The sequence below is a fragment of the uncultured Cohaesibacter sp. genome, from assembly GCF_963556055.3.
GTDB lineage: Bacteria > Pseudomonadota > Alphaproteobacteria > Rhizobiales > Cohaesibacteraceae > Cohaesibacter.
In genome coordinates, this window is the sequence record NZ_CAUVYE020000008.1 from 473261 (window position 1) to 499869 (window position 26609).

Here is a 26609-nt window from a genome sequence, read left to right on the forward strand (position 1 = left end):
ACATTATGTCACATCCGTTCAATAACTACACGTCCCGCCGTAGTTTTCTCAAGGGCGCGTCCGCTCTTGGGGCCTTCGGCGTATTCGCTCCGGCTCTGTTGCAATCAGGGTTGGCGCGTGCTGCTGGTGGCGATGGGGCCATTCTGACCGGGTCCCACTGGGGTGCCTTCAACGCCATTGTCAAGGACGGGCGCTTTGCAGAAATCAAACCTTGGGAAGGAGATCCTTTCCCGTCCAAACAGTTGCCCGGCATTCTTGACTCTGTCTATTCCCCGACACGCATCAAGTATCCCATGGTCCGCCGTGCTTATCTGGAAGGTGGCCCCGGTTCGAAGCCGGAAACCCGCGGCACAGATGATTTCGTAAGGGTTTCATGGGATCAGGCGCTTGATCTCGTGGCCAATGAACTCAAACGCGTCAAGGAAACCTATGGTGCAAGTGGCACTTTCGCCGGTTCCTATGGCTGGAAAAGCCCCGGCCGCCTGCACAATTGCCAGAGCCTGTTGCGCCGCATGCTCAATCTTGGTCTTGACGGAGCCTTCGTGAACAGTTCTGGCGACTATTCCACCGGTGCCGCCCAGATCATCATGCCGCATGTGATGGGAACGCTGGAAGTCTACGAACAGCAGACCGTCTGGCCGGTGGTGATTGAAAACACCGAAACCCTCGTCTTCTGGGCGGCCGATCCGATCAATACCAACCAGATCAGCTGGCTCATCGGCGATCATGGTGGCTTCCCATATTTCGAACAGCTCAAGAAAGCTGGCAAGAAAATCATCGTCATCGATCCGATCAAAACCGAAACCGTTGACTATTTCGGCGCTGAATGGATTCCCATCAAGCCACAGACCGACGTGGCAATGATGCTCGGTGTGGCCCACACGATCTATTCGGAAGGCCTGCATGACGAAGACTTCCTGTCCGAATACACCTCAGGCTTCGACAAGTTCCTGCCTTATCTGCTAGGCGAGTCGGATGGCACGCCAAAAACGGCCGAATGGGCTTCCGAGATTTGCGGTGTTCCTGCTGATACGATCAAGAGTCTTGCAAAGGTCTTTACCTCGACCCGCACCATGCTCTCGAGCGGCTGGTCGATCCAGCGCGCCCATCATGGTGAACAGGCACACTGGATGCTGGTAACCCTGGCCTCGATGATCGGTCAGATCGGACTTCCCGGCGGCGGTTTCGGTCTCAGCTATCACTATGCAAACGGTGGGGCACCTTCGGCCAATTCACCGGTTCTGCCCGGCATCTCCGATGGTGGCGCTGCGGTTGATGGCGCAGCATGGCTGACCACGGCTGGTGCAGCATCCATTCCATGTGCCCGCGTCGTGGACATGCTGGAAAATCCGGGTGGTGAATTCGACTTCAACGGCAAGAAAAACAAATATCCCGAAGTCAAGCTTGCCTATTGGGTCGGTGGCAACCCTCTTGCCCACCATCAAGACCGCAACCGGATGATCAAGGCCTTCCAGACGCTGGATACCTTCATCGTTCACGACTTCCAATGGACAGCAACCGCTCGTCATGCAGATATCGTTCTGCCAGCCACAACGGCCTATGAACGCAATGACATCGAGCATGTCGGCGACTATTCAAGCCGTGCAATTCTGGCCATGAAGAAAGTGATCGACCCTGTCTTTGAAGCCCGTAACGATTTCGACATTCTGGCCGATATCGCAGATCGTCTCGGCGCCAAAGAAGCCTTCACCGAAGGCAAGGACGAAATGGGCTGGATCAAGGGCTTCTATGCCGAATGCGTCAAACAGGGCGAAGCCAAGAAGATCGACGTACCTGACTTTGACAGCTTCTGGGAAAAAGGCGTTGCCGAATTCGAAATCACCGATGAGGCAAAAAGCTATGTTCGCCATGCGGACTTCCGGGAAGATCCTCTGCTTGAACCGCTCGGCACACCATCGGGTCTCATCGAGATCTATTCGAAAAATATCGAAAAGATGGGCTATGACGATTGTCCGGCCCATCCGATGTGGATCGAACCGATCGAACGCCTTGATGGCCCGGATGCCAAATTCCCGTTGGCTGTCAGCACCAAGCATCCCGAATATCGCCTGCATAGCCAGCTGTGCGGCACGATAAACCGGGAAAAATATGCCATTGCAGGGCGTGAACCATGCTGGATCCATCCAGATGACGCCAAGGCTCGTGGTATTGCCGACGGCGATGTCGTCCGCGTCTTCAACGACCGCGGTCAGATTCTCACCGGTGCCGTGGTGACCGACAAGGTACGCAAGGGTGTTCTGCGCGTGCAGGAAGGTGGCTGGTTTGATCCGGTCGAGCTTGGTGGCCTTGATGCCTATGGTGACGTCAATGTGCTGTCTCCTGATATCGGCACTTCGAAACTCGCACAGGGCAACTGCGGTTATTCCATCATTGCCGACGCCGAGAAGTTCACCGGAGAGCTGCCGGACGTGAAAGTCTTCTCGACACCCAAAGAAGGGTGATGGGATCGTTGCAAATTCTGGAGGGGGCTTTGGCTCCCTCCATTCCCCATTGGACACGAGAAACAGGACGGGAGGAATTTGATATGGCCTGTTTTGATCCTTTCGGACGCAAGATCGAATATGTCCGCCTGTCTGTGACCGACAAATGCAATCTGCGCTGTTTCTATTGCATGCCGGAGCATTTCAAGGATTTCACCCCTCCCGCCAGCTATCTGACCTATGACGAGCTGACCCGTATCATTGCCGCCTTTGCCGAGCTTGGGGTCTTTCGCGTCCGCCTCACCGGAGGAGAGCCCTTGGTTCGCAAGGGGCTCGCAGGCTTTGCCAAACAGCTATATGACATTCCGGGCATTGAGGATCTTTCTCTTTCCACCAATGGCGTTCTTCTGGAAAAGCACGCCGAAGCCCTTCATGAGGCGGGTGTTCGCCGCCTCAATATCAGCTTTGATACCTTGCGCGAAAACCGGTTCCGATTGATAACGCGTCGGGGCGGTAGCCTTGAAAAGGTGCTCGACGGGCTGCAAAGGGCCAAAGAGGCAGGCTTCGCGCCGATCAAGCTCAACATGCTGGTCATGCGTGGGGTCAATGATGACGAAGTCGTCGATGTCGCGCACTATTGCCTCGAAAACGGCTTTGCTCTGAGATTCATTGAAACCATGCCGGTGGGGGCAAGCGGTCAGCGGGCAACCGATCATTATATTGATCTCAAGGAAATCCGGGCCCGTCTGGACGAGCATTTCAATCTGGTGCCTTCGATCATGTATGGCGGCGGTCCGGCCCGCTATGTCAAGGTGGAAGGGACCGATGTGCATTTCGGTTTCATCACGCCGTTATCACAGCATTTCTGCGCCACCTGCAACCGGCTGCGTCTAACAGCCGAAGGCACATTGCATCTTTGTCTTGGCAATACGGTCAATTTCGAACTTCGGCCTCACCTTCGTCAGGGGCTTTCTGACGATGGTCTGAAGGAACTGATATACGAGGCTTTGAAGCTCAAGCCGCTTGAGCACAATTTCCTTGAAAAGCCTCAGGATGTTGAGCGCGCCATGTCGCTGACGGGGGGGTAGAGGGTCGCAACGACGCGCCTTGGTTCGGACGCAGATAACAGGCCAGTCCCCGCGGCCTGATCCATTCGCATGTGCAGCCAGTTGGCTACGCACGCGGTGGAACAAAAACACCCCGCTTGCCCGGTTTTGAGCAAGTGGGGTGTTTCTGCCGCAGATAGCGCCTGACGTCCGGTTTCAAGCATTGCGATGTCATTCCTGCTTGTGGATAGCTCAGGTTGTCCGAAGGTCAAAAAGGTGCGCTTTCCAAGCAGAACGGAGCGAAAAGAAAGTGTATCGATGAAAAAGTTGGTCCGTTTCATCGCGCTTTCCAGCTATCAGACAGAAAGAGAAAGCGACTCTTCCATTTGTAACTGAAGGTTATGGTATAACGTTTCGTATTTCCGGCAATATGAGCCTCGATATGGGAGAATTTCGGGAAAAGCGAACCCCTTTCGATCAAAAAACCAGCCAGACTATACTGTCATAAATACGAATATGGAAAGAACAGAAGGACTATTACAGAACATCGTTTCTCATTCATTCTTGCGTGTTTTGGCAAGTGCCGGATCGAAAATAGAGAGCCGGTTTTTCAAGAAATAATTCCCGTTTTGAATGTCATAAATCTTATATCTTTGAAACATAGTTTCTCCCACATTATCTTGACCGGGAGTTTCCAGGATGAAAAAATCTATTCTTACTGCGGCAATCCTGCTGCTAACCTCTTCTGTTGCAATTTCTGCGGATTTCAAACAGTCCGATAATGAATGGTTTAAAAATGGCGCAGCCGCTGTCAAGGCGCGTCTTGCGATGCAGCCAATTACCGGCAAGGCAAAGAACGTCATTTTGTTGATTGCTGATGGTAACGGCGTTGGCTCCAACTATGCGACCCGCCTCTATGTTGGCCAGCAGTTGGGCAAAATGGGTTCTGAGCACGTCCTGCCTCAGGATGCTCTGCCAAATGTTGCTCTGGTTAAAACCTACAACACCAACGCTCAGACCCCTGATTCGGCTGGTACCGGCACCGCATTCCATACCGGTGTCAAAACCAAAGCGGGTGTGATCGGCGTCGACGAAACGCTGGTTCGTGGCGATTGCTCCGCTGTTGAAGGCGCAACCGTTACCGATGCCGTCGAGTTCTTCTCTGGCATGGGCAAACAGATCGGCGTGATCTCCACCGCCCGCATCACCCACGCCACACCTGCTTCCGCCTATGCTCACTCCGCTGACCGCAATTTCGAATCTGACAACTATCTGCCGGAAGGCTGCACTCAGAAAGACATCGCGGTTCAGCTGATCGACGCAATGAAATCCGGCAACGTTGACATCGCCATGGGCGGCGGTCGCCGCCACTTCATTCCCTCCGACGTCAAAGGCGACGAAGGCAAGGGCGGCAAGCGTAAGGATGGCAAAAACCTCATCGAAGAGGCAAAAGCTGCTGGCATTCAGTATATCTGGGACGACAAGACCTTTGCTGCTGCCGATTGGAGCAAGCCGGTTCTCGGCCTGTTTGAATCCTCTCATATGAAATATGAGGCAGATCGCACCGGCGAGCCTTCTCTGGCTGAAATGACCGAAGCCGGCATCAAGGCGCTGGACGGCTCTGAAAACGGCTACTTCCTGACCATCGAGGCCGGTCGCGTTGACCACGCCAACCACGCAGGCAACGCCGCTCGTACCGTTACCGACGGCGCTGCATTTGCTGAAGCCATTGCAAAGGCGGTTGAACTGACCGACGCGAAAGACACTCTGATCGTTGTCACTGCCGACCATGAACATGCGATTGCCTTCAACGGTTACTGCGGTCGTGGCTCAGATATTCTTGGCCTTTGCTATGACATCGACCCGGCTGGAACCATGCATTCCGACAAGCCTCTGCTTGGCAAGGACGGCAAGCCCTACACAGTGGTTGGCTTCCTGAACGGCCCAGGTTCTGTTCTTGACGAAACCAAAGACTGGACTGGCACTCGCCCGGCTGTCACTCAGGAAGAAGCAACCGATATCGACTATGTTCAGCAGTCTTTGGTTCCGCTTTCCTCCGAGTCTCATTCCGGTGAAGACGTGGCCGTTTATGCTCGTGGTCCCTGGGCTCACCTGTTCAACTCCACCATCGAACAGAACGAGATCTTCCACGTCATGACCTATGCAGCGACCGGTGAATAAGCCGGGCTCTGTTTGAAAATCGTGGAAGGGGTTTCGGTCCCTTCCACGACTCTATGTTTCACACCGCATTTGACACGATCATGCCTTGAGGACCGCAGACCCGGCACCATGTGCCCTGAGGTCCGGTTCGGCGCAGGAGGACCGCTACCATGGATCGCAGAAGTCTTCTTAAAATGACAGCCTTTGCCGCAAGTGCGGGCCTGCTTGGCCTTGCCGCTCCGACCAAGCTGATGGCTCGGCCAAAATCGATCAAAATGCGTGAGCTTTACAATAAAGACCTGTCTTTCTCGGATATTGCTACCGCGCATGAAGGCAAAATAATCGCAGTGAATGGTTTCATGGCGCCTCCGCTGAAAGCGGAATCCAAATTCTTCGTTCTCACAAAAATGCCCATGGCTGTCTGCCCATTTTGCGAACCGGATACGGACTGGCCAGACGACATTCTGGCCATCTATACCGACAGGATTGTGGACGTTCTTCCTTTCAACAAGAAAATCATCGTCAAGGGGCGGCTGGCGCTGGGTGGCTATCAGGATCCTGAAACCGGCTTTTACAGCATGGTGCGCCTGGAACACGCCAAATACGAGATTGCCTGATCATGTCGGACTTTGCGCTTGTTGTGAGAGATCTCTCCATTGTCGGCGACAGTGAACGGCTTTTGCTGTCACTGGATGTGTTGACAGTTTCTCCGGGTGAAACCATCGGTATTCGTGGTCCGTCAGGAGCGGGAAAATCAACCTTGCTGTTTGCGCTCGCCGGGCTGGTCAAAGTCAAGTCCGGATCTGTTCACTGGGGCGATTGCAACTTCGCAAGTCTGAACGAAGAAGCCCGGTCCCGCTTCCGCCGCCATCACATCGGAATGATATTTCAGGACTTCCTGCTCTTTGAAGAACTGGATGCGCTTTCAAACGCGGCCATTGCAACGGGCTATATCAGGAGCATCAGCCAGAATGATCTGCGCAAGAATGCCGCGGACGTGCTGGAAAAGCTCAAGGTGAGGGACATCGCAAACCGCACGATTGCAAGCTTCTCGGGCGGTGAGCGCCAAAGGGTGGCGATAGCACGTGCCCTTGCGCATGACCCTGCCATAATCCTCGCCGACGAGCCCACCGCCAGCCTTGATCGAGTGGCCGCCGATGCCCTCATTGATGATCTGGTTGCTCTGGTCCGGGCCGAGAACAAGACACTCATCGCCGTCAGTCATGATGGTCATCTGCATGAAAAGATGGACCGCGTCATCGAGATCGTCGACGGCCAGATGGTCAGGGAGGTGAGCAATGCCTGACATCTATTATGATCGGCTGCTGCCGCTCTGGGAAGCGCTCTCACCCGACATGCAGGATGGCCTTTTGCTGCTGTTCTCCATCTTGCCATGCCTCATGGTCGGTTTCATCGTCACAAGAGGGCTGAAGCCTTTTACGCTGGTAAAGGCGATGCTGTGGCAGTTCCGTTGGACAAATCTGGTATTTGTGGGCCTTATCGCGGTTTCCGTTGCGCTCGGTGTCGGTCTCATCGCTCAGGAACGGGGCTTGCGACGTGGCACTGCCAAGGCGGCAGAAAAGTTTGATCTGATCATCGCCTCACCGGGCAGCGAGATTTCCAACGTCATGGCAACGGTCTATCTGCAAGCCTCGGACATGCCTTTGCTTGATGGTAAACTCTATGACGAGATTGCCAATCATGATCAGGTGGCGTTTGCCGCTCCCATTGCCTTTGGAGACAGCTTTGCCGGGCATCCCGTCATTGGTACAACACCTGAATTCATGGCCCATCTCTCAGGCGATCTGGGCGAAGGAAAAGCGTTTGCGAGCCATTTCGAAGCGGTTATCGGTTCCAATGTCGATCTTGATGTCGGAGACCGGTTCACCCCGGCCCACGGCGTTGGCGACAGCGCTGACGCGGGGGCACATGACGGTGACGTCTTCAAGGTGGTTGGACGCATGCGCAAGACCGGAAGCCCATGGGACAAGGCTATTCTTGTGCCGGTTGAAGCTGTCTGGCTGGTTCATGGACTGGGAACCGGGCACAGGCAGGCCCGGAGCGGGCAGGTTGGTCCACCGTTCGATCCCGAGCTGTTCCCCGGAACCCCCGCCATTCTGGTTCATGCAGACCAGCTTTGGGCCAACTATGCGCTGAAGTCGGAATTTTCTCGTCCGAACAGCATGGCCTATTTCCCCGGTGCCGTCCTTTCCCAGCTTCACGGTCTTTTAGGGGATGTGCGTCAGGTCATGTCCGTCATGGCCGTGATCACGCAAGTTCTGGTGACCGCAGGTGTGCTGACCGGTCTGGTGATCCTGACCAGGCTCTTCTCCAGACGGCTTGCACTTTTAAGGGCGGTCGGTGCACCGCGCCGCTTCCTGTTTGCCATTGTCTGGAGCTTTGCCGCGACCCTCATCGGGTCCGGCGCTCTTCTGGGCATCCTGCTTGGCTTTGCCACGACATCAGTCATATCGGGCATTGTCAGTGAGCGCACAGATATTCTGGTTGAAGCAAGCCTCAGCTGGCCGGAATTCCATCTGGTGGCGCTGTTTGTCAGCTTCACGATCCTTCTGGCCATGTTTCCTGCCTTTCTGGCCCTCAGGCGTCCTGTTGTCGCAGATCTCAGAACTTGATTGAGATCTTGCCCATTTTCGGAGGAATATAATGCTGAAGACACTTGCTCTGGCCTTTCTGTTCGCCGCAGCCGTGCCACTCTCGCTGTCGGTCCCCGATGTTGCTCTTGCTGCGTCTCATGAACATGAAGATCATGATCACGCGCATCCTGATCATTCTGGCCATGTCAGCGAGGCCGACGGCATGCGCGCCGTCCATGCCTGGACGCGGGCATCTCACAAGGGAGACAATGCGCTGGTCTTTGTCACATTGCAAAATCGCTCGCACCATCTCTTCACCATCAAAGGTGGCCATTCAGGCAAGGCAAAGAGCGTGGAACTGGTCGGCTTCATGATGAAAGACGGTAACGACCTTTATGTTCCAATCGCTGAAATGCCCATCAAGGCCGGGCAGGAAATGGAATTGGCGCCCAAGTCCCTTGCCCTGCGTCTGAATGATCTGAAGGACGATCTGCACAAAGGGGAAAGCTTCGAGATGGGCCTTGATTTCGTCAAGGATGGCAAGGCCGTCGACATCCATGTCAATGTCGAGGTCGGCGCCTCCAATGCGACCCGGCATAGCCATGCAGGCCATATGCACGAATAGGCAAAAAGGCTTCCGGCATAGGGTGCGAACAGATGCCCCTCCCAATATCACCGGGCCGAGGCCTGCCAGAACAGGCCTCCGTCAACCAGACCTCCGAAGACGGGTTTCGGCTTCAGGAGACAGCGTCTGCCGCTTTGTTCAAGACATGAAGCCTTGCATGCCGAAGCAATAGACAGTCTGCGCCAGATTCGGGTGGCCAAACCCGCCAAATGTCCCTTTTATCCAAACGCCTCACAACCGGATGCTGAACTGTCCAGCAAGTCGGCCAAACGTTTCAGGCCATGGAAATCCTCGAAAAATCGACAAGAAACATGGAATTGAGGCAAATAGAAATCATGGCCTCCTTGGTTATTACATGGTTAAAAATTACAAGTCGTAAACACATAATTAACCACCATCAGTAATCAATTACTAATCAATTGGTCTCTTTTCGAGCAATTTGCAAGAAAAGCTGACCATGAATGTGCGACTGAACAATTTCTTTGACAAATGAGCCTGGTGACAAAATGAAAACCATGTCCGGCAAGCTGTATGCAATTCTATTTGCGCTATTTTCCCTCATTGTGGTCTATATCGCCGCTTCCGAATGGCTGGTCAACGAGATTGAAAAATCGGCCGATTTGGCAATGCGAGAAGCGATTGAGACAAGCGAACCGTCCCTGCGTCTCATCGACTCGATTGATACGGTAAAGCTGCATGTTGTTCAGGTTCAGCAATGGTTGACCGATATTTCGGCAACGCGGGGGCTTGATGGACTGAATGACGGCTTCGACATGGCTAAGGACCATGCCGAGGGCTTTTCTGCCGAGATCGCCAACGCGACCGCGCTTGCAAGACAGCTCGGCTTCGAGAGGCTGGTCTTGAGCCTGCGCACGACAGAAGCGAGCTTTGCACCCTATTATGAAACCGGACAGAAAATGGCCAGGGCCTATGTTGCCGATGGTCCGGCTGAAGGCAACAAGTTGATGGCCGAGTTTGACGCAGTGGCTGCAACCATTGCCGAGAATCTTGACAAGGACAAGAATCTGACCCTTGAGGCCCTGAAGAAGAACAACAGTCACCTCGTTTCTGTCGTTGCAGACGAAAAGCAGGCGGCCAGCATGCGCGACACATTCACCTATGCATTTGTCGCCATTCTCGTTTTGGTCATGGCAGGGTTGGCGGCGTTGCTGCGAAGCCAGATTACTGTGCCCCTGCGCACCATCACGCGTCAGATGAATGATCTTTCTGTCGGACACACGGATCTTGAAATTCAGTATCTTGAACGATCGGACGAACTGGGCAACATGGGTCGGGCGCTCCAGCACTTCAAGGAAAACGCCATAGAGCGCGAGAAGCTGGAGCAACAAAGCGGCATTTTGCGCGATCATGAGCGGCAGCGTCAAAGCCAGATGGATACCATGATCGGTCATTTCCGCAAGGCGATCAGCAATATGCAGGCCGAGCTTTCCCAAGAAGCTCGTTCCATGACCGAGACGTCGACGGAAATGATCTCTCTTTCAGATCATTCGGCAAAAACCGCAGAAGAGGCCAAGGATGCGTCCAATCTGGCCTCGACCAATGTGGAAACGGTCGCCACAGCCGCCAGCGAGCTTTCCGCTTCCATCGCGCAAATCAGCCATCAATCGGAAAAGGCGACACAAATCACCGCCAACGCCATGGCCGTTGCAACCGAGACCGATCAGAATGTCAATCAGCTCTCCAGCGTCGCCCAGAATATTGGCAAGATCATCGACATGATCCGGGATATCGCCGAGCAAACCAACCTACTGGCTCTTAACGCGACCATCGAAGCGGCCCGCGCTGGCGAAGCGGGCAAGGGCTTTGCTGTCGTCGCGGCAGAGGTGAAGGGCTTGTCGGACCAAACGGCAAAGGCAACGGATGAGATTTCCGTTCAGGTCGGATCTATCCAGTCTTCCACCGAGACAGCCATCAAGTCGATTCAGGCCATTTCAGGCAATATCCGTGAAGTCAACGAGGTGACCGCCAATATCGCCTCCGCAGTCGAAGAGCAAACGGCTGCGACCAGCGAGATCTCCCAGAGTATCGCTCGCGCATCGGCAGGCAGCGGAGCTGCGACACAGAATGTGGCAGCCATGTCCAACATGATTCAGCAGACCCGTGTCCAGTCGACAGAGGTGGGAGAAACCTCCCGGAAGCTTGCAAGCATCATTGACTCCATGTCCAGTCAAGTCGACCAGTTCCTTTCAGAGGTGGCTGCTGATGTCGAAGATCGTCGACGGGCAGACCGTCAAGCGGTCAACATGCCGGCGGTGATCTTCATCAATGGACAGTCGGAGAAAGTCGAGCTGGTCAATATCAATGATATGGGCGCGCGCCTGCGTGGCGTGAAAAGGCTTTCCAAGGGAGACCTGCTGACCTTGCAGACTGATGAGCGAACAGTCGAAGGAGAAATCGTCTGGGCCAAGGATGGGGATGCGGGCGTTCGCTTTGTCTAGGTCGCATCCGAAAGGGAAGGAGCCAGCCGAAGTTGCGGCAAAGCGCTTCGTCGCTCCTCGCGAGGCTGCATCCTAAACGGTGATAACCTCGATATTCTTTGCCCTCAGAATGTCGAGCATGTCGGGATCGGCACTCTTCCCCGTGATCACGATATCGATTTCATCAAGGCCGAATACCGGTATGCCGCTGTCATTCCCCATCTTGTCGACACCCACCAGCGCCACGACCTTTTCAACGTGGCTCTGCATGCGCTTTTCTTCCATATAGGCCAGCATCGCGGTCTTGGTGAGCCCGGCTTCGCTCAGCCCGTCGGCATCAACGAAGAGGAAACGTCCCTGAAAATTGAGTTTCGAAGGCGGGGAGACCAGAATGCCCTGGCTTTCGATATGCTGCCCCCCGAGAACCACAAGATGCGGATAGGACGAGGTGAGCAGTTTGATGATCAGGGGCACGGCGTTGGAATAGACCTGAATATTGGTCTTGAGAAGAGATTCGAACATCAGATAGGCCGTTGAACCCGTGCCGATATAGATGCTGTCCTTGGTCTTGCAAAGGGCGACCGCCCGTTCCGCGATCATTTTTGCTTCCAAATAGTCAATGTGATCAAAATAATCAAAAGAGATCACATTCGAATCACTCTTTTGAGCAGAATCTATCCCCTGTTCCTGTGAAATTCTTTCCGCACCATTCCGGATTTTCCTTAGCTTTCCTAGATTGTTAAGCTGATTTATATCACGGCGGATGGTTGCGGGTGAACTATCGAGTGCTTCCACAAGTTCTCTGACCGTCGCCACCTCAACTTTTCCGAGGTGTTCCAGCAATTTTTTTTGCCTGACCTGCGCTAGCATGATTGTTCCTGAAATTTCAAACAGATCTTTTGATTATGATTACAATATATCCGCACGAGGGTCAATTTTTTATGATCGAAATGATTATTAATGATTGCTTGTGATTTTTTTATGTGGCATATTTGATCACTGAGGGAGGAACAAACTATGACACGTCAAGGCTATGAGCAGTTCATACTGCTCTCTCAGGTGTGCTCGAGGCCCTGTGAGAGGAGAGTGAACAGTGACAATTAAGGTGGATCGGGAGGCCATCTGGTTAGATTTTCCGGGCTCGACGCGCGAAGAAATCATCCAGGGAATATGCCTCAAACTCCGTGAGCTTGGCAAGACCGCAGATGCAGAATCGCTCTTGGGCGATGTGATGCATCGTGAGGAATTGGTGAGCACATTTGCAGGGCATGGCACGGCTATCCCTCACGTTGTGACCAAACATATCTGCGCCCCGGTTCTGTGTTTTGTCAGAGCCGCCGATCCAGACCTGACATGGCATGGCAGTAGCGAAAGCGTCGTATTTGTTGCTTTCTGCGCGGTGCCGGAAAATGAAGGTACATCCGCTATCAGAGCGGATCAGAGCCGCATTTTCAGCGCCCTCGCTCACTTGATCCGAACGCCGGTTGTGACCGATCGCTGGAAGGCGACGTCCGATGCGGCGGTCATACAAGAGGATCTAAATCAAGCTCTAATCTAAATTGTTCAAAGCTTCTCAAGGGAGGATTTAATGCTAGAGAACAATCTTAAGGTGGGGATCCAGTCCTTGGGACGGACCCTCAGCGGGATGGTTATGCCCAATATCGGCGCCTTCATCGCCTGGGGTTTTATCACCGCGCTGTTCATTCCAACCGGTTGGTTGCCCAATGAAAGTCTGGCAGCCCTTGTTGGTCCGATGATCAAATATCTGCTGCCTCTGCTGATCGGTTACACCGGCGGCAAGATGGTCGGCAAGGATCGCGGCGCTGTTGCCGGTGCGGTCACCACGATGGGTGTTATCGTCAGCGCCGACATTCCGATGTTCCTTGGCGCCATGATCGCCGGTCCGCTGGGCGCTTATGCGATCAATCAGTTCGACCAGCGCATTCATCATCGCATCAAGCCCGGCTTTGAAATGCTGGTCAACAACTTCTCTCTTGGCATCATCAGCATGATCACCGCGATCATCGCCTACCTTGTCATGGGCCCGGTGGTTGCTGCGCTGACCAACGGACTTGGAGCTGGTGTCGGCTGGATCGTCGAACAGGGGCTTCTGCCTTTGGTTTCCATTATCGTGGAACCTGCCAAGATCCTGTTCCTGAACAACGCGATCAACCACGGTGTCTTCACGCCGCTCGGTGCACAGCAGTCGGCCGAATTCGGCAAGTCCATCTACTATCTCATCGAAACCAACCCCGGACCGGGCCTTGGCGTGTTGCTGGCCTATATGCTGATTGGCAAGGGCACGGCGCAGAAATCTGCCTATGGCGCTTCGATCATTCACTTCTTCGGCGGTATTCATGAGATTTATTTCCCCTATATCCTGATGAAACCACGCCTCATCATCGCCGTCATTGGCGGTGGCATGGCTGGCCTCGCTTTCAACATGATCATGGGTAACGGTCTTGTAGGCCCTCCTTCTCCAGGTTCCATCTTTGCCGAACTCCTGATGTCCACCAAAGGCATGGGTGTGGTTCTGACGGTATCTTCCATCGTGATCGCGGCAGCCGTATCGTTCGCGATCAGTGCCCTGATCATTCGCAGTAGCGAACTTGCTGGTGACGATCTCGAAGCCGCACAGGCACAGGTGGCTGCCAACAAGGCGCAAGCCAAAGGCCTTGCTCCCGTTGCCTTCAGCGACGTGAAAAGCATCATCGTTGCTTGCGATGCCGGTATGGGCTCTTCTGCAATGGGTGCTTCGGTCCTGCGCGAAAAAGTCAAAGCCGCGGGCCTCAAGATCGAGGTTTCCAACAAGGCGATCAATGACCTTGAGAATGCTGACATTGTCATCACGCAGCGTGAGCTGACCGACAGGGCGCAAAGAAAGTTGCCGTCTGCTCTTCATATGAGCATTGGGAACTTCATGGACAGCGATTTCTACGATAATTTGGTCCAGAAACTGTCCTAGCCACGAAAAGACGAACTGCGAGGGAAATCGATGTTTTCCAAATTCAAAAAAAGACGTGTCGGCTCATCCTCAGGTGCCGAAAATCCGTCCCAGCCAGAGCAAGACATTGCGACGGCACAGGAAACAGCATCCCTCGCAGCCTCCGCACCAGTCGGCTTCGAGATGGAGCGAGAGGGCATCCTGATCGATCAGAAACTGGAAAACCGCGCCGATGTGCTGTCTCTGATCGCTCGCAAAATGCTGCAACTGGGATATGTTGCAAAAGACTATACCCAGGCGCTCGAAGCGCGGGAAGCGTCAGTCAGCACCTATCTTGCAAATGGCATCGCCATTCCGCACGGGGTCAATGAGGCTAAATCTCTTGTCATCAAGACAGGCATTGTCATCGTTCAGTTGCCAAATGGCGTGATCTGGAATGACAAGGGCGACAGGGTTCATCTGGCGGTTGGCATCGCAGCGGCGGGAAGCGAACATATCGAGCTGCTGCAAAAACTGACCGGCATCGTGATGGACAAGGCTCTGGCCAGCCAACTCGGAACAAGCGCCAATGCCGACACCATTGCTGCCGCCTTGAATCAATCCTTGCCACCGGAAATCCCGGAGACGAGCAATCAGTCCTTTGACGCAACCGCAACCGCAAGAATTGTCGACGCGGCAGGTTTGCATGCCCGCCCAGCAACCCTCTTGGTGCAAATGGCAGAGGGGTTTCAGTCCACCGAGCTTTGGATCGGCAAGGGCGATTTGCGCGTGAGCCTGGACTCAATGACCCGGCTTCTTTCGCTCGGTGCCGTATGTGGCGATCTGGTCGAGATTTCGGCCTGTGGTCCCGATGCCCGAAAGGCTGTCGATCACATTGCCAAAGCCATGGCCGAAGGGCTAGATCCGGTAGAAGAGACATCAAAGGCCAACTCCGACTATCAGCCGCTTGAAGATCTGATTGCTCTTGATGATCCCAAAGGACGCGCCTTGCTCAAGGGCATTCCGGCCTCTCCGGGCATCGCCATGGCCAATGCCTTCATACTCGACAGTGCCAGCGAGTTTCACATCGAAAAATCGGGATCGGGTGTTGCCGGCGAGCGCAGCGCGCTTGATGCCGCGCTTCTCAAGGCGAACGGGCAGCTCAGAGGCGTCAGCGAGGAACTGGCAACCAGATCCCCGCAAGAGGCCAGCATTTTTCTGGCTCAGGCCGAATTGCTCAGAGACAGGGAAATCCTGTCAGAGGCCCATGCGCAGATTGAAAAGGGCGACAGCGCCGCCTGGGCCTGGCAACAGACCATCGACAGGCAGGCAACGGTCCTTGAGGACAATGTCGCCGAACGCATCCGCGCCCGCGCGGCGGACTTGAGAGACATTGGCCGCCGTGTTGTGGCAATACTGCAAGGCGGATCAACCGAGCTGCGTTGGCCCGATGAGCCCTTCATCCTGATTGCGAGGGAACTGACGCCCTCGCAAACGGCGGAGTTGGGCAAGAAACCGGTTCGCGCCATCTGTACAGAGCTTGGCGGGGCGACCAGTCACATGGCTATCCTTGCAAGGGCCCTCGGGCTTCCGGCTCTGGTTGGCCTTGGCAGCTCCTTGCTGACATCGGTCAGGACAGGTGAGCGGGTCGCGGTCGATCCCCAGAGTGAGCAGGTGATCCTCGACCCGGATGCGGATACCATGGCGCAAGTCGAGGCCTGCATCCAGCAATGGCAATTGGTGCAGGCGCGCGAATTCGCCAGTAAGGATGAACCGGCCATCACAAAAGACGGGATCGAGATCGAGGTCGTCTGCAATATTGCCTCGGTGCAAGACGCCAGGAAGGTCGCCGAAAATGGGGGCGCTGGCGTTGGGCTTTTGCGCACCGAGTTTCTGTTTGAAACCGCCGACAAGGAACCAAGCGTTGAAGATCAGGCCAAAGAGCTTTCTGCCATTGCAGACCTTCTGGGCAGCCATCCGCTGATTGTCCGCACCTCTGATATCGGTGGTGACAAGCCGGTTGGCTGGCTCAAGCAGTCCAAGGAGGACAATCCTTTCCTTGGTGTGCGTGGCATTCGCCTGTCCCTGCGGCACCCGGAGATCTTCAAACGCCAGCTCGAAGCCATCTATCGCGTTGCCAAGGTTCAGGTGTCGGATCTGGGCAAGACCGGCATTCACATCATGTTCCCGATGATCAGCTCGCTTGCCGAGTGGCGCAAGGCCAAGGCGCTTGCCGATGAGGTCCGGCTCGCTCTTGATGCACCGGTCATCCCTCTTGGCATGATGATCGAAGTGCCGTCTGCCGCGTTGATGGCTGAGCATTTTGCCAAGGAAGCCGACTTCTTTTCCGTCGGCACCAATGATCTCACTCAATATACCCTGGCGATGGATCGGATGAATCCCGATCTGCTTGCACCAAATGACAATTACAGCCCGGCCTTGCTGAAGATGCTTGCCATGACAACGAGAGCCGCCACCGCCGAAGGGAAATGGGTCGGTGTCTGTGGCAATCTCGTCGCCGAGCCGGACTTTGCCAAGATCCTGATCGGTCTGGGGGTAAAGGAACTCTCCGTCAGCCCGGTCAATGTCCCGGCGGTCAAGGAACTTGTGCGCTCGATCGATCGCAAGGATCTGGAGATTGTCGTTGAACGTGCCCTTGAGGCGGCAACACCCGAAGAGGTCAGACACATCATTCGAGAGGCCTGACGCGGGCCTCTGGCATCCTGAACAAAGTTGACGTTAAGCAGTCAAGAACGGAGCAATATTATGACCAATGAAAATTGGACCTGGAACATGTATGGTGCCGGTTTGGAAAATATCGGCAAGGATGCACATCCCGAAAGCATAGACATTCCGAAGCCGAACAGCGAACAGCTTCTGGTGCGCATTGACGCCGTCAGCCTGTGCTTCTCAGACGTCAAACTGATCAATCAGGGTGGAAAGCATCCCAAATTGTATAACCGGGATCTGAGCAAGGAACCCGGTCGCCTCGGCCACGAAGTCGCCCTGACCGTGCTGGAAGTGGGCGACGCGCTCAAGGATCAGTTCAAGGTTGGCGAGCGCTACGCGGTACAGCCCGACATCTATCAGAATGGCATGAGCACGGCTTACGGATATACGATCCCCGGTGGTCTTATCCAGTATCATCTGATCGGCAAGGAAATGATGGAGACCGACCACGGTATCTGCCTGCTCAAACTGCCCGAGACCATGGGAACGGTCGAGTCCGCTCTGCTCGAGCCTTGGGGCTGCGTCTGGGCGTCCTATACCCAGCGTCGTCGTCTTGATCCCAAGGAAGGTGGCATCCTCTGGATCCTCGGACAGGCAGACCATGAGCGCACATACGACTTTTCAAAAGGGCTCGATGCAGCCGGTACCATCATTCTCAGCGACGCTCCGGCTGAGATCAAGGCACTGGCCGAGAAGACCGGAAAGACCGTAATCGAGCGCAATGGTCTTGCCGTTGCGGACTATGATGCCCTCTCGACAGAATTCACCGATGGCAAGGGCTTTGACGATATCGTTCTCATCGAACCAAAATCGGCCGAGCAGGTCACAGAAGTCGCCCGCCTCATTGCCCGCCGCGGAACGCTCAACATGGTTGGCACCCGCAAGCTGGACGGCTTGGTTGATGCCGATGTCGGTCGTCTGCATTATGACTATATCGCTTTCATCGGCACCAGCGGCACGGATATCGCCGCCTCCTATGGCGAAGAACGCAACCGCTGCGAATTGCGCAAAGGGGGGACAGCTGTTTTCATTGGTGCAGGTGGCCCGATGGGGCAGATGCATGTCCAGCGTGCCATTGAAATGGCCGACGGTCCGGCCCGCGTGATCGTCACCGACATCAATGATGAGCGCCTTGAAGAAATCACATCGCGCCTGAAAGCCCTTACCGAGGCCAATGGTCGCGAACTGATCGCTCTCAACCCGGCCAATTCCGAGCTGTCACTGGAAGATTGTGTCAAACAGAACACGAACAATGCCGGTGCAGACGATGTGGTGGTCTGTGTTCCAAGTGCGAAACTCATGGAAGAGGCTGCAACCCTGATGGCGCCGGACGGCATGCTGGTGCTGTTTGCCGGTGTTCCGAACGGAACCCTTGCCAAGGTTGATCTGAGCCCGGTCTATCTGAACAATATGCAATATACCGGCACTTCGGGCCTGACCATCCATGACCAGACCATGGTGATGGAAAATACGGTTGCCGGCAATCTTGCACCCGCCGTATGCGTGGCTGCAATCGGCGGCATGAATGTCGCGCGCGATGGCATCAAGGCGATGATGGACAGCAAATATCCCGGCAAGATTGTCATCTTCCCGCAATTTGTGGATTTGCCTCTGATGGGTCTTGATGAGCTCAAAGAGAAGCTGCCAGATGTTGCCGAACATCTCGGGGCTGGCAATGTCTGGACCAGAGAAGCCGAGAAAGCCCTGCTTGCCCATTTCGGAGCTGATCAGTGATCTACACCCTTACCCTCAACCCGGCGGTTGATCTGGAACTGACGTCTCCGGCTCTTCAGTTCAATGAGGTCAACCGCGCCACGGCCAGCCGCAAAGACTGCGGCGGCAAGGGCCTCAATGTGTCACGCATGCTGATGAATCTGGGATGCGTGAGCACGGCAATGGGCTTTACCGGAGGCAAGAGCGGCGAGTGGATTGCTTCGCAAATGGACGCGCTCGGTGTTGCTGTCGACTTCACCGAGATTGCGGGCGAGACCCGGACCAATGTCGTCCTCGTGTCTGATGAGGAAGGCAGCCACATCAAGGTCAATGACCCCGGGCCAGCAATCTCGCAAGCCGAGCTTGAGAGTTTGCTTGCAAAGATTGAAAGCAAGGCCGGACCGGGAGACTGGTGGGTGCTTGCGGGCAGTCTGCCGCCGGGGCTCGGCAAGGATGTCTATGCAAGACTGACCGGAATCATTCAGGAGCGTGGCAGTCACGTTCTGTTGGATACCAGCGGCGAGGCTTTGGCTCTTGCCGCAAAGGCGCGTCCGTCACTGGTCAAGCCCAATCTTGAAGAAGCGCATGAGCTTTTGGGCAACAGGGACCTGTCGGCCGCAGATTGCATCCGCCAGATTGGCGAGTTGGGGCCGTCAAAAGTCGTCATTTCCCTCGGCAAGGACGGAGTTGCCTTCTCCTCGGAGGATGGGGCGCAGAGGATTGCAAGCCCGACCATCACCGAGAAAAACCCCACCGGGGCGGGCGATTCCCTTGTGGCTGGGCTGGTCTTCAGCCTCAGCCGTGGTGACAGTCTGGCTGAAGCTGTGCGGTTCGGTGCGGCCTGTGGTGCTGCAACCGCCAGCCTGCCGGGAACCGATCTCGGCACGATGGAACAAATCGAGCAACTGCTGAACACCAATCCCTGAGTGGTGGGACAGCGCTGTGGGGGAGGGCAAGCAACTTTGCTTGTCCTCGTCGCACGCGATGCAGATTTATCCCACAGGCATTTCGCCAGCCATTCCTTGTCACGTCCCCCCCCCTCGGCAAGAGTCGGCAAGAGTATGGAATTGACCGACGAGAGCGCCAGCAAAGGCATCAAACTGGTTGCAAGGCCGTGCCAACGGCTGGGTGAAAACCGCTCATGACGATATCGCTCTGATATTTTTGAGGATATCGGTGAGGAGTCGGATACGGAAAGCCTTGCAAAAGTCACCAAACTGTAGACGATAGAAGTCTCCCGGTAGGGCAAGGGCTCTCCTTGCCTGATATTGTCCCTCTTTGTCGTTTGGTTGATTGATTTCCCATGAACACTGATTTTGCCATTATCGGAGGCGGCGTTGTGGGCCTGTCTCTTGCGTGGGGATTGCTCAAGCAAGGCTACAAGGTGACAATTGTCGATGGTAGCGACGGCTCTTATCGCGCGAGCCGGGGAAATTTCGGCCTGATCTGGGTTCAGGGCAAAGGGGTGGGCGCGCCCCATTATGCCAGATGGACCCAACGCTCTGCTTCTCTTTATCGCGATTTCAGCGAGGAGTTGTCCGATGCGACCGGCATTAACGTGAGCCTGGAACAGAATGGCGGCTTCGAGTATTTCTTCTCCGATGACGATCTACTCCAAACGCAGGCAGTTTACGAGCAGCTCAAGCAACAGCTCGGGGGAGATTATCCGTTCGAGATCTTGCGAGGCGATGCCCTGCGCAAGGAAGAGCCAACGGTAGGCCCAGAGGTGACATCGGCGATCCTTCACCATCAGGATGGACATCTCAATCCGCTCAAACTGTTGCGGGCGTTGAATGCCGACTGTCAGCGCATGGGCGGCGTCTATCTTTCCAATCACATGGTTAGATCGGTTTCAAAGGGGCATCAATTTACGCTCTCATGTGACGATGGGACAAGGATCGGGGCCGACCGGGTCATTCTGTCCGCCGGATTGGGGGCGCTTGATCTGGGTCCGAAAATGGGCTTCGTTACGCCCCTTGAGCCCGAGCGGGGGCAGGTGCTCATCACCGAGAAATTGCCCCGCATGATCAACCGCCCCTCTGTCACCGCCCGACAGGTCGATGAAGGGGGCATTCAGATCGGCGCGACCAACGAGAAGATTGGCTTCAACCGGGACGTGACCACAAAAGGGATTGCCTTTCTGGCCGATCAGGCCATCCGTACCCACCCGTTTCTCGCAAAGGTCAAGCTGGTGAGAAGCTGGGGCGCCTTGCGGATCCTGTCCAGGGACGGCAAGCCGATCTATCAGGAAAGTCCAACCATGCCAGGTGCCTATCTGGTGACCTGCCACAGCGGCATCACGCTGGCGGCGGTTCACGCAAGACTGTTGCCGGGCTGGTTTGACAAGAAACAGGATGCACCGGATTTGGAGGCTTTCAGTGAAGATCGCTTCAGACTTTCATAATATCAGCGATGGCCAAAACGATGGCCATAACGGCGGTATCGATCCTGATCAGCCACTGGTGCCTGTGCACTTTGATGGGCAGGACTATATGCTGCCCGAAGGCGCCAATCTGGCGGCAAGCCTGTTGGCCGCCGGTGTGCGCGTCTTCCGCAAGACCCCGGTTTCTGCCTCTCCTCGCGGTCCCTTCTGTATGATGGGCGTCTGTTACGACTGTCTGGTCGAGATTGACGGCATGGTTCAGCAGGCTTGCCAAACATTTGTGAAGGCCGGGATGATCATCACCATGCCAGCTCGCCCAACAGACGTGCCATCCCTCAACGCGCAGGAGCCATCAGAATGAGCAATCCTGATCTTGCCATCATCGGAGCAGGTCCTGCTGGCATGGCTGCGGCCGACGAGGCTGCCTCTCTTGGACTGTCGGTTTTGTTGCTGGACGAACAACCGACCCTCGGCGGGCAGATCTATCGAGACGTCGAGCGGGTCGCGCCCTTGCGCGGGGCCGTTTTGGGGCAGGATTATCTCGACGGTTTGCCCTTGGCAAAGCGTATGGCAAGGGACGGGATAGAGCATGTTGCCGGCGCCATGGTCTGGCAGGTGACGCAGGATGGCACTATCACCTATTCGAAAGACAATTGCTCGTTTGAAATCCGTGCCGGGCATATTCTGATTGCCACCGGGGCGGTGGAACGTCCCATGCCGCTCCCCGGCTGGACCTTGCCGAGTGTGATGAGCGTGGGGGCCGGACAAATCCTGCTCAAGCAATCCGGTCTTATCCCGAATGAGGCGGTGCTGATCGGCTCCGGTCCGCTGCTTTATGTGCTGGCCTACCAGATGCTGAAGGCAAAAAGACCACCACTGGCGATGGTCGAGACCCAGACCATGGGCGACATGGCAGCGGCCATGCCCCATCTTGGAGGAGCCTTGCGCGGCTGGCGCTATCTTCTCAAGGGCAGCAAACTGCTTGCCGCCCTGATGCTGGGCGGGGTCAAACGCTATACCGGCGCAAAGGTCATTTCCCTCGAAGGAGAGGACATGCTTCGCGCGGTCCGTTTTGAAGCCCGCGGCAAGCCCCATCGGCTGGAATGCCAAACAGCTTTGCTGCATCACGGCGTGGTGCCGAACAACCAGATCAGCCTGTCGCTCGGGCTGGCCCACAGCTGGAACCAGCAGCAGACGTGTTTTTGTCCCGATCTTGATAAATGGGGGCAAACATCCCTCTCCCATGTCTTTGTCGCGGGAGACGGAGCCGGGATTGGCGGGGCCAAGGCGGCCGAGCTGGCTGGCAAGCTGTCTGCATTGAGGATTGCGGAGCAGGCTGGCAGGATTTCAGCCATTGCGCTGGCGGCCAAAGCCAAATCACTACAGGCTTTGAAGGCACGAGAGCTGTCAGCAAGGCCGTTTCTGGACAGGGCCTATCCTCCCTTCAAAGAAGCCATCTCGCCGAAGGATGAGACCATCATTTGCCGCTGTGAAGAGGTGACCGCCGGTACCATTCGCACCCTTGCAAAACAGGGCAGTCAGGGTCCGAACCAACTCAAGACCTTCTCCCGCGCCGGGATGGGTCCCTGTCAGGGTCGGGGCTGTGGGCTGACGGTGTCTTCGCTGATGGCCGAGCAGAGTGGCAAAAGCATGGACGAGGTGGGATATTTCAATATCAGACCGCCCCTCAAGCCAGTAACTCTTGGTGAGCTTGCCTCCTTGCAGGAAGAAGACAGCCGGTCACAGGCATGATCGCACATCCGAAACGAGTGGCATTTGGCGGCAGAAATATCTCTCGCAGCCATGCTTTCTGGACAGGTCTGTTAAGAAAACGACTTTTCGAAACCCAATATTAAAAAAACTGTCATTTAACATGCTTCTTAAAATGCGGCCATGAGCATTTGCAAGGCGGTCCCACAAAGGGGCCGTTGTCGTATCCGCTGTTGTTGCGGCCATGAGGGATGGTCAAAGCCACAACCTGCATTCGGGCGGACATTTTTGAATGGTCAGCCGGTTTTGACCGATTTACAAAAAGGCAAGGCATGTTTCTCGCTCATACGAATATTGATGATTGCCCACAGATTGAGGACAACAAGATACGCATCAGAGCCGAGTGTGTTCGCGTTATTTATCAGAACAGGATTCCGAGTCTGGTTTCGGTGCTGGTCGCCTCTTTCCTTCCGATCATTGTCGGGCTGCAAGAAGAGACGAGACCTGTCACGCTTCTGTCCGTGCTTGTCCTCTGGGTTTATGTGGCCATCAACTGGGTGCTTTGCCGCTGGTTCAACCGCTCGGTTCTGACAGAGAGGCAAATGGTCAGATGGGGACTGGTCTTTTATGTCGAGCATTTTGCGCTCGCCGTGCTTTTGACATCGATCTTCTCCTATTATGTCTTGATTGGCGTTGAAGGGGCAGTTGAGTATCTCATTCTGGTCACTCTGGGCTTCTCGGCCGGTTCGGTGAGTGCCTTTCACCAAATGAAATGGGCTCCGCCGATCTTCATAACCTCGTCCGTGTCACCCCAGATCATCTATCATTTCTCGCAAGGGACTAGAAGCAACTCGATCATCGCGATCATGCTCATGATCATTCTAGTGTTTATGTGTGTTATCAGTTTCGAGCAGCACAAGACCTGGATCAGAACCCTTGCGCTCAGTCTGGAGTTGGAGGCGGAGAAGAAAAAGGCAGATCTGATCGCCCGGATTGATCTTCTGACAGGGCTCTTCAATCGTCGGGCCTTTTATGAAATCGCCCCCAAATTCATCGAGCAGGGCAGGCGCCACCATCGTCCGGTTTCAATCGTGATGCTGGATATCGATCACTTCAAGACGGTCAACGACAAACACGGGCATGGCGTGGGTGATCGGGTCTTGGCCAGTATTGCCAAATGCCTGAAAACGCATATCCGCAGCTCCGATGTCGTGGGACGCCTCGGCGGGGAAGAGTTTGCATTGCTGTTGCCGGAAACGGATCGCTCGGGCGCGGTCGCGCTGGTTGAAAAGCTGCGCAAGGCTGTTTCCGACCTTTCTTTTTCAGAGGAGAGCGATCACTTCCATGTCACATCAAGTTTCGGCATCGTATCAACCGAAGATATGGAAGGGCCTCTTGAGGGATTGCTGACCATGGCAGATTGGGCACTTTATCAGGCCAAGGAGCAGGGCCGGAACAGAACCATCATTTTCGAGCCAACAGTCCATGCCACAACCGGGGCACCGGAGCAGGCAAACCAACTTGCGTCCTGATTGCCCTGCCGATCATCACGCACAGCCATCCGGGCCCACAAGGGCAAGCCGCCAGCAGGTCTTTTTGAAACACATCCCTATTGGTCCAGCACGAAGTCCTTTGGCACCGTTCGCCACTGGAATTCATCCACCCAGACATCGGAAACAGCACTTGAAAAGCTCATGGTGGATCTTGATTGTGTCGCCTTCTGAAGAACCGCATTCAAGCCCTGTTCCAGATCTCTTGAGCGTTCGGAAACCGACCGTGCGTCCCTGTCGTCAAAACAGTTTTCAACCAGACCGGTAAGATTGAGGCTCTCCCGATTGTCCTGTGTCTTGCTGGCGATGACAAAGACACGCTCATATCCGGCCGAGTAATTGTAGGGTGCCGGGCAATCGGAACAAATGAACATGGGATCTCCCAGACGCTTGGCCGAGGCGTCGCCTTCAACCAGTTCATAGTCCGCATGAATGCAATATTTGGGGTCGATGTGAATGCGATTGACATCCATCGCATTGCCGGCGCTTCCCTTGGCATCAAACTCGAGATAGTCGCATTGTTTGAGATCCTGCCCCGCATCAAGAGCGGCCTTGTCTTTGAGATTCATATTCTTGAAGGCACCACGACATTCCCTTTGGGGAGAATAGCCAGCCTCTGACGAAGAGATGAGGTCTTGTGGCCTGCTGGCCGCGACTTCTGCCGAAATCCTGACCGGGGGTTCATTGAACAAACCGCCATCCGAAGCGAGGGCATTCATGGATTTCGCGAAAAACTCGGCCCGTATGATGCGCTTGAGGATGGAAGACAGGGCCTTGGGGAACTCGGTCTTGAGGTTTCTGTCGATCAGGAGCGGAAGCCCGACAGGTTTCTTGCCAATGGTTGCCTTGGGTCCGAACCACAAATGGTCCTGGTCGAGAATGATCTGCACATCATAGGCTGCCTCGGATTGAGCTGCCGAAATCCCGACAAGGTCCGATGCCTTTTGCAATTCTTCCGAAAAGATGGAGACCAGCGGATCGCCCGCCTTCAAGGGGTGTTCGGTCTCAAGATTGAAAATTGGCGAGAACCGGATCACCTGATTCCTCGGCTGGGCGATCAGATGGGCAAAACGCGCCTCTTGCAAGAGCGGCCCCGAACGCGCGCAAAGCGCGTTGGCGTTGGGCTCGCAGTCCCTTGCCACTGGCCTCAGATAGGAGCTGCGGGTTTCCACCTCTTCCACCTGTGCATAGCCCAGATAGTCTTCACTGGTCAGGTCGGAGCCGATGAGGCCCACCAGCGAGCCTTTCTGCACCCCATGCACAAGGCCTGCCTCCAACGCGTCGCCCTTGACAAGGAAAGCCCTGCGGGCCTTGCCTTGCTTGCTGCCGAGCGCAGGGCTGTCGATGAGATCTCCTTCCCAGGATGGGGTCTGCAACTTCGCAACGCCAAGGCTGGCATTGTTGTTGATGTCGCTTAAAACAGCCTGAAACAGCTGCCGATAGGTGAGATTGGGATATCGCTCGAGCGTCTTGACAAGCGTTGACGAGAAAAGCCCGAACCAGCTGCGATCATCCTTTGCCTTGCCTTCGCTGAGGTCGATTTCCTTTGCCACCTCCGATGAACGAGCCGCATAAAAGGCGAGGATTCCACCACGCCCTTCGATCTCTGGCCCAGAGGTGACCTCGTCCCCTTTCTCGTTTCCGATGGAGGCTTGCAGCTCACCGAGATTCAGACCCAGAGTTTCGGGATCAACATTCCGGCTCGCGGAAAAACGAGAGACATCGCGAAACCCGCCGCCTGAATGACAACTGTCCATGACAAGCCACACCGAGGCCCCCTTGTCGCGGATCTTGTCGAGCGCAGCCCCGATTTCATCATCGACGAGCGCATTGGGCACGCTTTGCGACCCTTGAGGTGTCTTCTTCACGTCGGAGGGCAGAAAGATCTCGTCAAGCCCGTCCGTCTCGTCTCCATTCAGATCTGGCTGACGGGATCCGTGGCCGCTGAGATGGATATAGACCAGATCTCCCGCTTCGCTTTCCCTGGCAAGCCTTGCAAAGGCAGCCATGATGTTTGCCTTGGTCGGCTTCTTGTCCTCGCCAAGAGTATCAAGCAGCATCTGAACAGCATCAATGCCGCGTTTGTCGAGCATCTCCTTGATTAACTGGATATCATTGGCTGGCCCCTTGAGATCCGCAATACCGAAACTGTTGTCATAATCGGATGCGCCGACCAGAAGCGCACGCGTGGTTGCACTTGCGCTCTGGCATAGCCCGAAAAGCAAGAAGACAGAAAAGATGAAAGAGCGGACAAGCAATGTGACCTCCTGGCAAGGCGGCAAAATTCAGATGAAAA

At 55.2% G+C, this 26609-nt stretch carries 20 protein-coding genes and 1 pseudogene; 17 read left to right on the forward strand and 4 right to left on the reverse strand.

Features of this window, described 5'->3' with window-relative positions:
- Positions 1-5 precede the first annotated feature (5 nt).
- Both torA and moaA read left to right on the forward strand, forming a co-directional pair.
- A complete protein-coding gene (gene torA, locus ACHZB8_RS04315) occupies positions 6-2462 on the forward strand; it encodes a trimethylamine-N-oxide reductase TorA (RefSeq protein ID WP_316858903.1) in 2457 nt (818 codons plus the stop codon).
- Positions 2462-3529 carry a GTP 3',8-cyclase MoaA gene (gene moaA, locus ACHZB8_RS04320; protein ID WP_316858905.1) on the forward strand — a complete coding sequence of 356 codons (1068 nt, stop codon included), beginning with the start codon at positions 2462-2464 and terminating at the stop codon, positions 3527-3529. Before torA ends, moaA begins: the two co-directional genes overlap by 1 nt.
- On the opposite strand, the gene ACHZB8_RS04325 is transcribed toward moaA, so the two are convergent.
- Positions 3490-3828 carry a hypothetical protein gene (locus ACHZB8_RS04325; protein WP_316858906.1) on the reverse strand — a complete coding sequence of 113 codons (339 nt, stop codon included), beginning with the start codon at positions 3826-3828 and terminating at the stop codon, positions 3490-3492. The genes moaA and ACHZB8_RS04325 overlap by 40 nt on opposite strands.
- A gap of 358 nt (positions 3829-4186) precedes the next feature.
- On the opposite strand from ACHZB8_RS04325, the gene ACHZB8_RS04330 reads away from it, so the two are divergent.
- The 6 genes from ACHZB8_RS04330 (at position 4187) to ACHZB8_RS04355 (ending at position 11325) form a co-directional block, all read left to right on the forward strand.
- Positions 4187-5668 (forward strand): alkaline phosphatase, encoded by a 1482-nt coding sequence (locus ACHZB8_RS04330; RefSeq protein WP_316858907.1) that lies wholly within the window; start codon positions 4187-4189, stop codon positions 5666-5668.
- A gap of 149 nt (positions 5669-5817) precedes the next feature.
- Positions 5818-6264 carry a hypothetical protein gene (locus ACHZB8_RS04335; protein WP_316858908.1) on the forward strand — a complete coding sequence of 149 codons (447 nt, stop codon included), beginning with the start codon at positions 5818-5820 and terminating at the stop codon, positions 6262-6264.
- A gap of 2 nt (positions 6265-6266) precedes the next feature.
- Entirely contained in the window at positions 6267-6953 is a 687-nt protein-coding gene (locus ACHZB8_RS04340; RefSeq protein ID WP_316858910.1) for an ATP-binding cassette domain-containing protein, read from the forward strand.
- Entirely contained in the window at positions 6946-8280 is a 1335-nt protein-coding gene (locus tag ACHZB8_RS04345; protein WP_316858911.1) for an ABC transporter permease, read from the forward strand. Before ACHZB8_RS04340 ends, ACHZB8_RS04345 begins: the two co-directional genes overlap by 8 nt.
- Positions 8281-8311: 31 nt before the next feature.
- The gene (locus tag ACHZB8_RS04350; protein ID WP_316858913.1) at positions 8312-8866 is read left to right on the forward strand and encodes a copper chaperone PCu(A)C; all 555 of its coding nucleotides are present in this window, start codon (positions 8312-8314) and stop codon (positions 8864-8866) included.
- A 506-nt stretch (positions 8867-9372) separates the two neighbouring features.
- Positions 9373-11325: a methyl-accepting chemotaxis protein gene (locus tag ACHZB8_RS04355; protein ID WP_316858914.1), complete on the forward strand. Its 1953-nt coding sequence runs from the start codon at positions 9373-9375 to the stop codon at positions 11323-11325.
- 72 nt (positions 11326-11397) lie between these two features.
- Here ACHZB8_RS04355 and ACHZB8_RS04360 read toward each other — a convergent pair whose 3' ends face one another.
- Together ACHZB8_RS04360 and ACHZB8_RS04365 are read right to left on the reverse strand one after the other, a co-directional pair.
- On the reverse strand, positions 11398-11904 hold the full coding sequence (locus ACHZB8_RS04360; protein WP_316858915.1) for a hypothetical protein: 507 nt from the start codon (positions 11902-11904) through the stop codon (positions 11398-11400).
- A 99-nt stretch (positions 11905-12003) separates the two neighbouring features.
- A pseudogene (locus ACHZB8_RS04365) lies at positions 12004-12174 on the reverse strand (DeoR family transcriptional regulator); the annotation flags it as partial.
- A 223-nt stretch (positions 12175-12397) separates the two neighbouring features.
- On the opposite strand from ACHZB8_RS04365, the gene ACHZB8_RS04370 reads away from it, so the two are divergent.
- From ACHZB8_RS04370 to ACHZB8_RS04410, 9 genes are all read left to right on the forward strand, one after another.
- Positions 12398-12862 carry a PTS sugar transporter subunit IIA gene (locus ACHZB8_RS04370; RefSeq protein WP_316858916.1) on the forward strand — a complete coding sequence of 155 codons (465 nt, stop codon included), beginning with the start codon at positions 12398-12400 and terminating at the stop codon, positions 12860-12862.
- A 30-nt stretch (positions 12863-12892) separates the two neighbouring features.
- Entirely contained in the window at positions 12893-14269 is a 1377-nt protein-coding gene (locus ACHZB8_RS04375; protein ID WP_316858917.1) for a PTS mannitol transporter subunit IICBA, read from the forward strand.
- A gap of 30 nt (positions 14270-14299) precedes the next feature.
- Complete coding sequence (ptsP, locus tag ACHZB8_RS04380) at positions 14300-16933, forward strand: phosphoenolpyruvate--protein phosphotransferase (RefSeq protein ID WP_316858919.1); 2634 nt, start codon at positions 14300-14302, stop codon at positions 16931-16933.
- A 60-nt stretch (positions 16934-16993) separates the two neighbouring features.
- Positions 16994-18691 carry a zinc-binding dehydrogenase gene (locus ACHZB8_RS04385; protein WP_316858920.1) on the forward strand — a complete coding sequence of 566 codons (1698 nt, stop codon included), beginning with the start codon at positions 16994-16996 and terminating at the stop codon, positions 18689-18691.
- Positions 18688-19596, forward strand: a complete 909-nt coding sequence (gene pfkB / locus ACHZB8_RS04390) for a 1-phosphofructokinase (protein ID WP_316858921.1) — start codon at positions 18688-18690, stop codon at positions 19594-19596. The genes ACHZB8_RS04385 and pfkB overlap by 4 nt, the downstream gene beginning before the upstream one ends.
- A 377-nt stretch (positions 19597-19973) precedes the next feature.
- A complete protein-coding gene (locus ACHZB8_RS04395) occupies positions 19974-21074 on the forward strand; it encodes an FAD-dependent oxidoreductase (RefSeq protein WP_316858922.1) in 1101 nt (366 codons plus the stop codon).
- Positions 21049-21414: a (2Fe-2S)-binding protein gene (locus ACHZB8_RS04400; protein ID WP_316858923.1), complete on the forward strand. Its 366-nt coding sequence runs from the start codon at positions 21049-21051 to the stop codon at positions 21412-21414. The genes ACHZB8_RS04395 and ACHZB8_RS04400 overlap by 26 nt, the downstream gene beginning before the upstream one ends.
- Complete coding sequence (locus tag ACHZB8_RS04405; protein WP_316858924.1) at positions 21411-22805, forward strand: NAD(P)/FAD-dependent oxidoreductase; 1395 nt, start codon at positions 21411-21413, stop codon at positions 22803-22805. The genes ACHZB8_RS04400 and ACHZB8_RS04405 overlap by 4 nt, the downstream gene beginning before the upstream one ends.
- 290 nt (positions 22806-23095) lie before the next feature.
- On the forward strand, positions 23096-24295 hold the full coding sequence (locus ACHZB8_RS04410) for a GGDEF domain-containing protein (RefSeq protein WP_316858925.1): 1200 nt from the start codon (positions 23096-23098) through the stop codon (positions 24293-24295).
- Between the two features lie 77 nt (positions 24296-24372).
- Here the strand turns inward: ACHZB8_RS04410 and ACHZB8_RS04415 are convergent, their stop codons facing one another.
- On the reverse strand, positions 24373-26571 hold the full coding sequence (locus ACHZB8_RS04415; RefSeq protein ID WP_316858926.1) for a caspase family protein: 2199 nt from the start codon (positions 26569-26571) through the stop codon (positions 24373-24375).
- Positions 26572-26609: the final 38 nt, after the last annotated feature.

What these genes read in the sequence shown, in the direction of transcription:
- torA (WP_316858903.1), top strand. Translation starts at nt 6, where the DNA reads ATGTCACATCCGTTCAATAACTACACGTCCCGCCGTAGTTTTCTCAAG.
- moaA (WP_316858905.1), top strand. Translation starts at nt 2,462, where the DNA reads ATGGGATCGTTGCAAATTCTGGAGGGGGCTTTGGCTCCCTCCATTCCC.
- ACHZB8_RS04325 (WP_316858906.1), bottom strand. Translation starts at nt 3,828, where the DNA reads ATGAAACGGACCAACTTTTTCATCGATACACTTTCTTTTCGCTCCGTT.
- ACHZB8_RS04330 (WP_316858907.1), top strand. Translation starts at nt 4,187, where the DNA reads ATGAAAAAATCTATTCTTACTGCGGCAATCCTGCTGCTAACCTCTTCT.
- ACHZB8_RS04335 (WP_316858908.1), top strand. Translation starts at nt 5,818, where the DNA reads ATGGATCGCAGAAGTCTTCTTAAAATGACAGCCTTTGCCGCAAGTGCG.
- ACHZB8_RS04340 (WP_316858910.1), top strand. Translation starts at nt 6,267, where the DNA reads ATGTCGGACTTTGCGCTTGTTGTGAGAGATCTCTCCATTGTCGGCGAC.
- ACHZB8_RS04345 (WP_316858911.1), top strand. Translation starts at nt 6,946, where the DNA reads ATGCCTGACATCTATTATGATCGGCTGCTGCCGCTCTGGGAAGCGCTC.
- ACHZB8_RS04350 (WP_316858913.1), top strand. Translation starts at nt 8,312, where the DNA reads ATGCTGAAGACACTTGCTCTGGCCTTTCTGTTCGCCGCAGCCGTGCCA.
- ACHZB8_RS04355 (WP_316858914.1), top strand. Translation starts at nt 9,373, where the DNA reads ATGAAAACCATGTCCGGCAAGCTGTATGCAATTCTATTTGCGCTATTT.
- ACHZB8_RS04360 (WP_316858915.1), bottom strand. Translation starts at nt 11,904, where the DNA reads ATGATCGCGGAACGGGCGGTCGCCCTTTGCAAGACCAAGGACAGCATC.
- ACHZB8_RS04375 (WP_316858917.1), top strand. Translation starts at nt 12,893, where the DNA reads ATGCTAGAGAACAATCTTAAGGTGGGGATCCAGTCCTTGGGACGGACC.
- ptsP (WP_316858919.1), top strand. Translation starts at nt 14,300, where the DNA reads ATGTTTTCCAAATTCAAAAAAAGACGTGTCGGCTCATCCTCAGGTGCC.
- ACHZB8_RS04385 (WP_316858920.1), top strand. Translation starts at nt 16,994, where the DNA reads ATGACCAATGAAAATTGGACCTGGAACATGTATGGTGCCGGTTTGGAA.
- ACHZB8_RS04395 (WP_316858922.1), top strand. Translation starts at nt 19,974, where the DNA reads ATGAACACTGATTTTGCCATTATCGGAGGCGGCGTTGTGGGCCTGTCT.
- ACHZB8_RS04405 (WP_316858924.1), top strand. Translation starts at nt 21,411, where the DNA reads ATGAGCAATCCTGATCTTGCCATCATCGGAGCAGGTCCTGCTGGCATG.
- ACHZB8_RS04410 (WP_316858925.1), top strand. Translation starts at nt 23,096, where the DNA reads ATGTTTCTCGCTCATACGAATATTGATGATTGCCCACAGATTGAGGAC.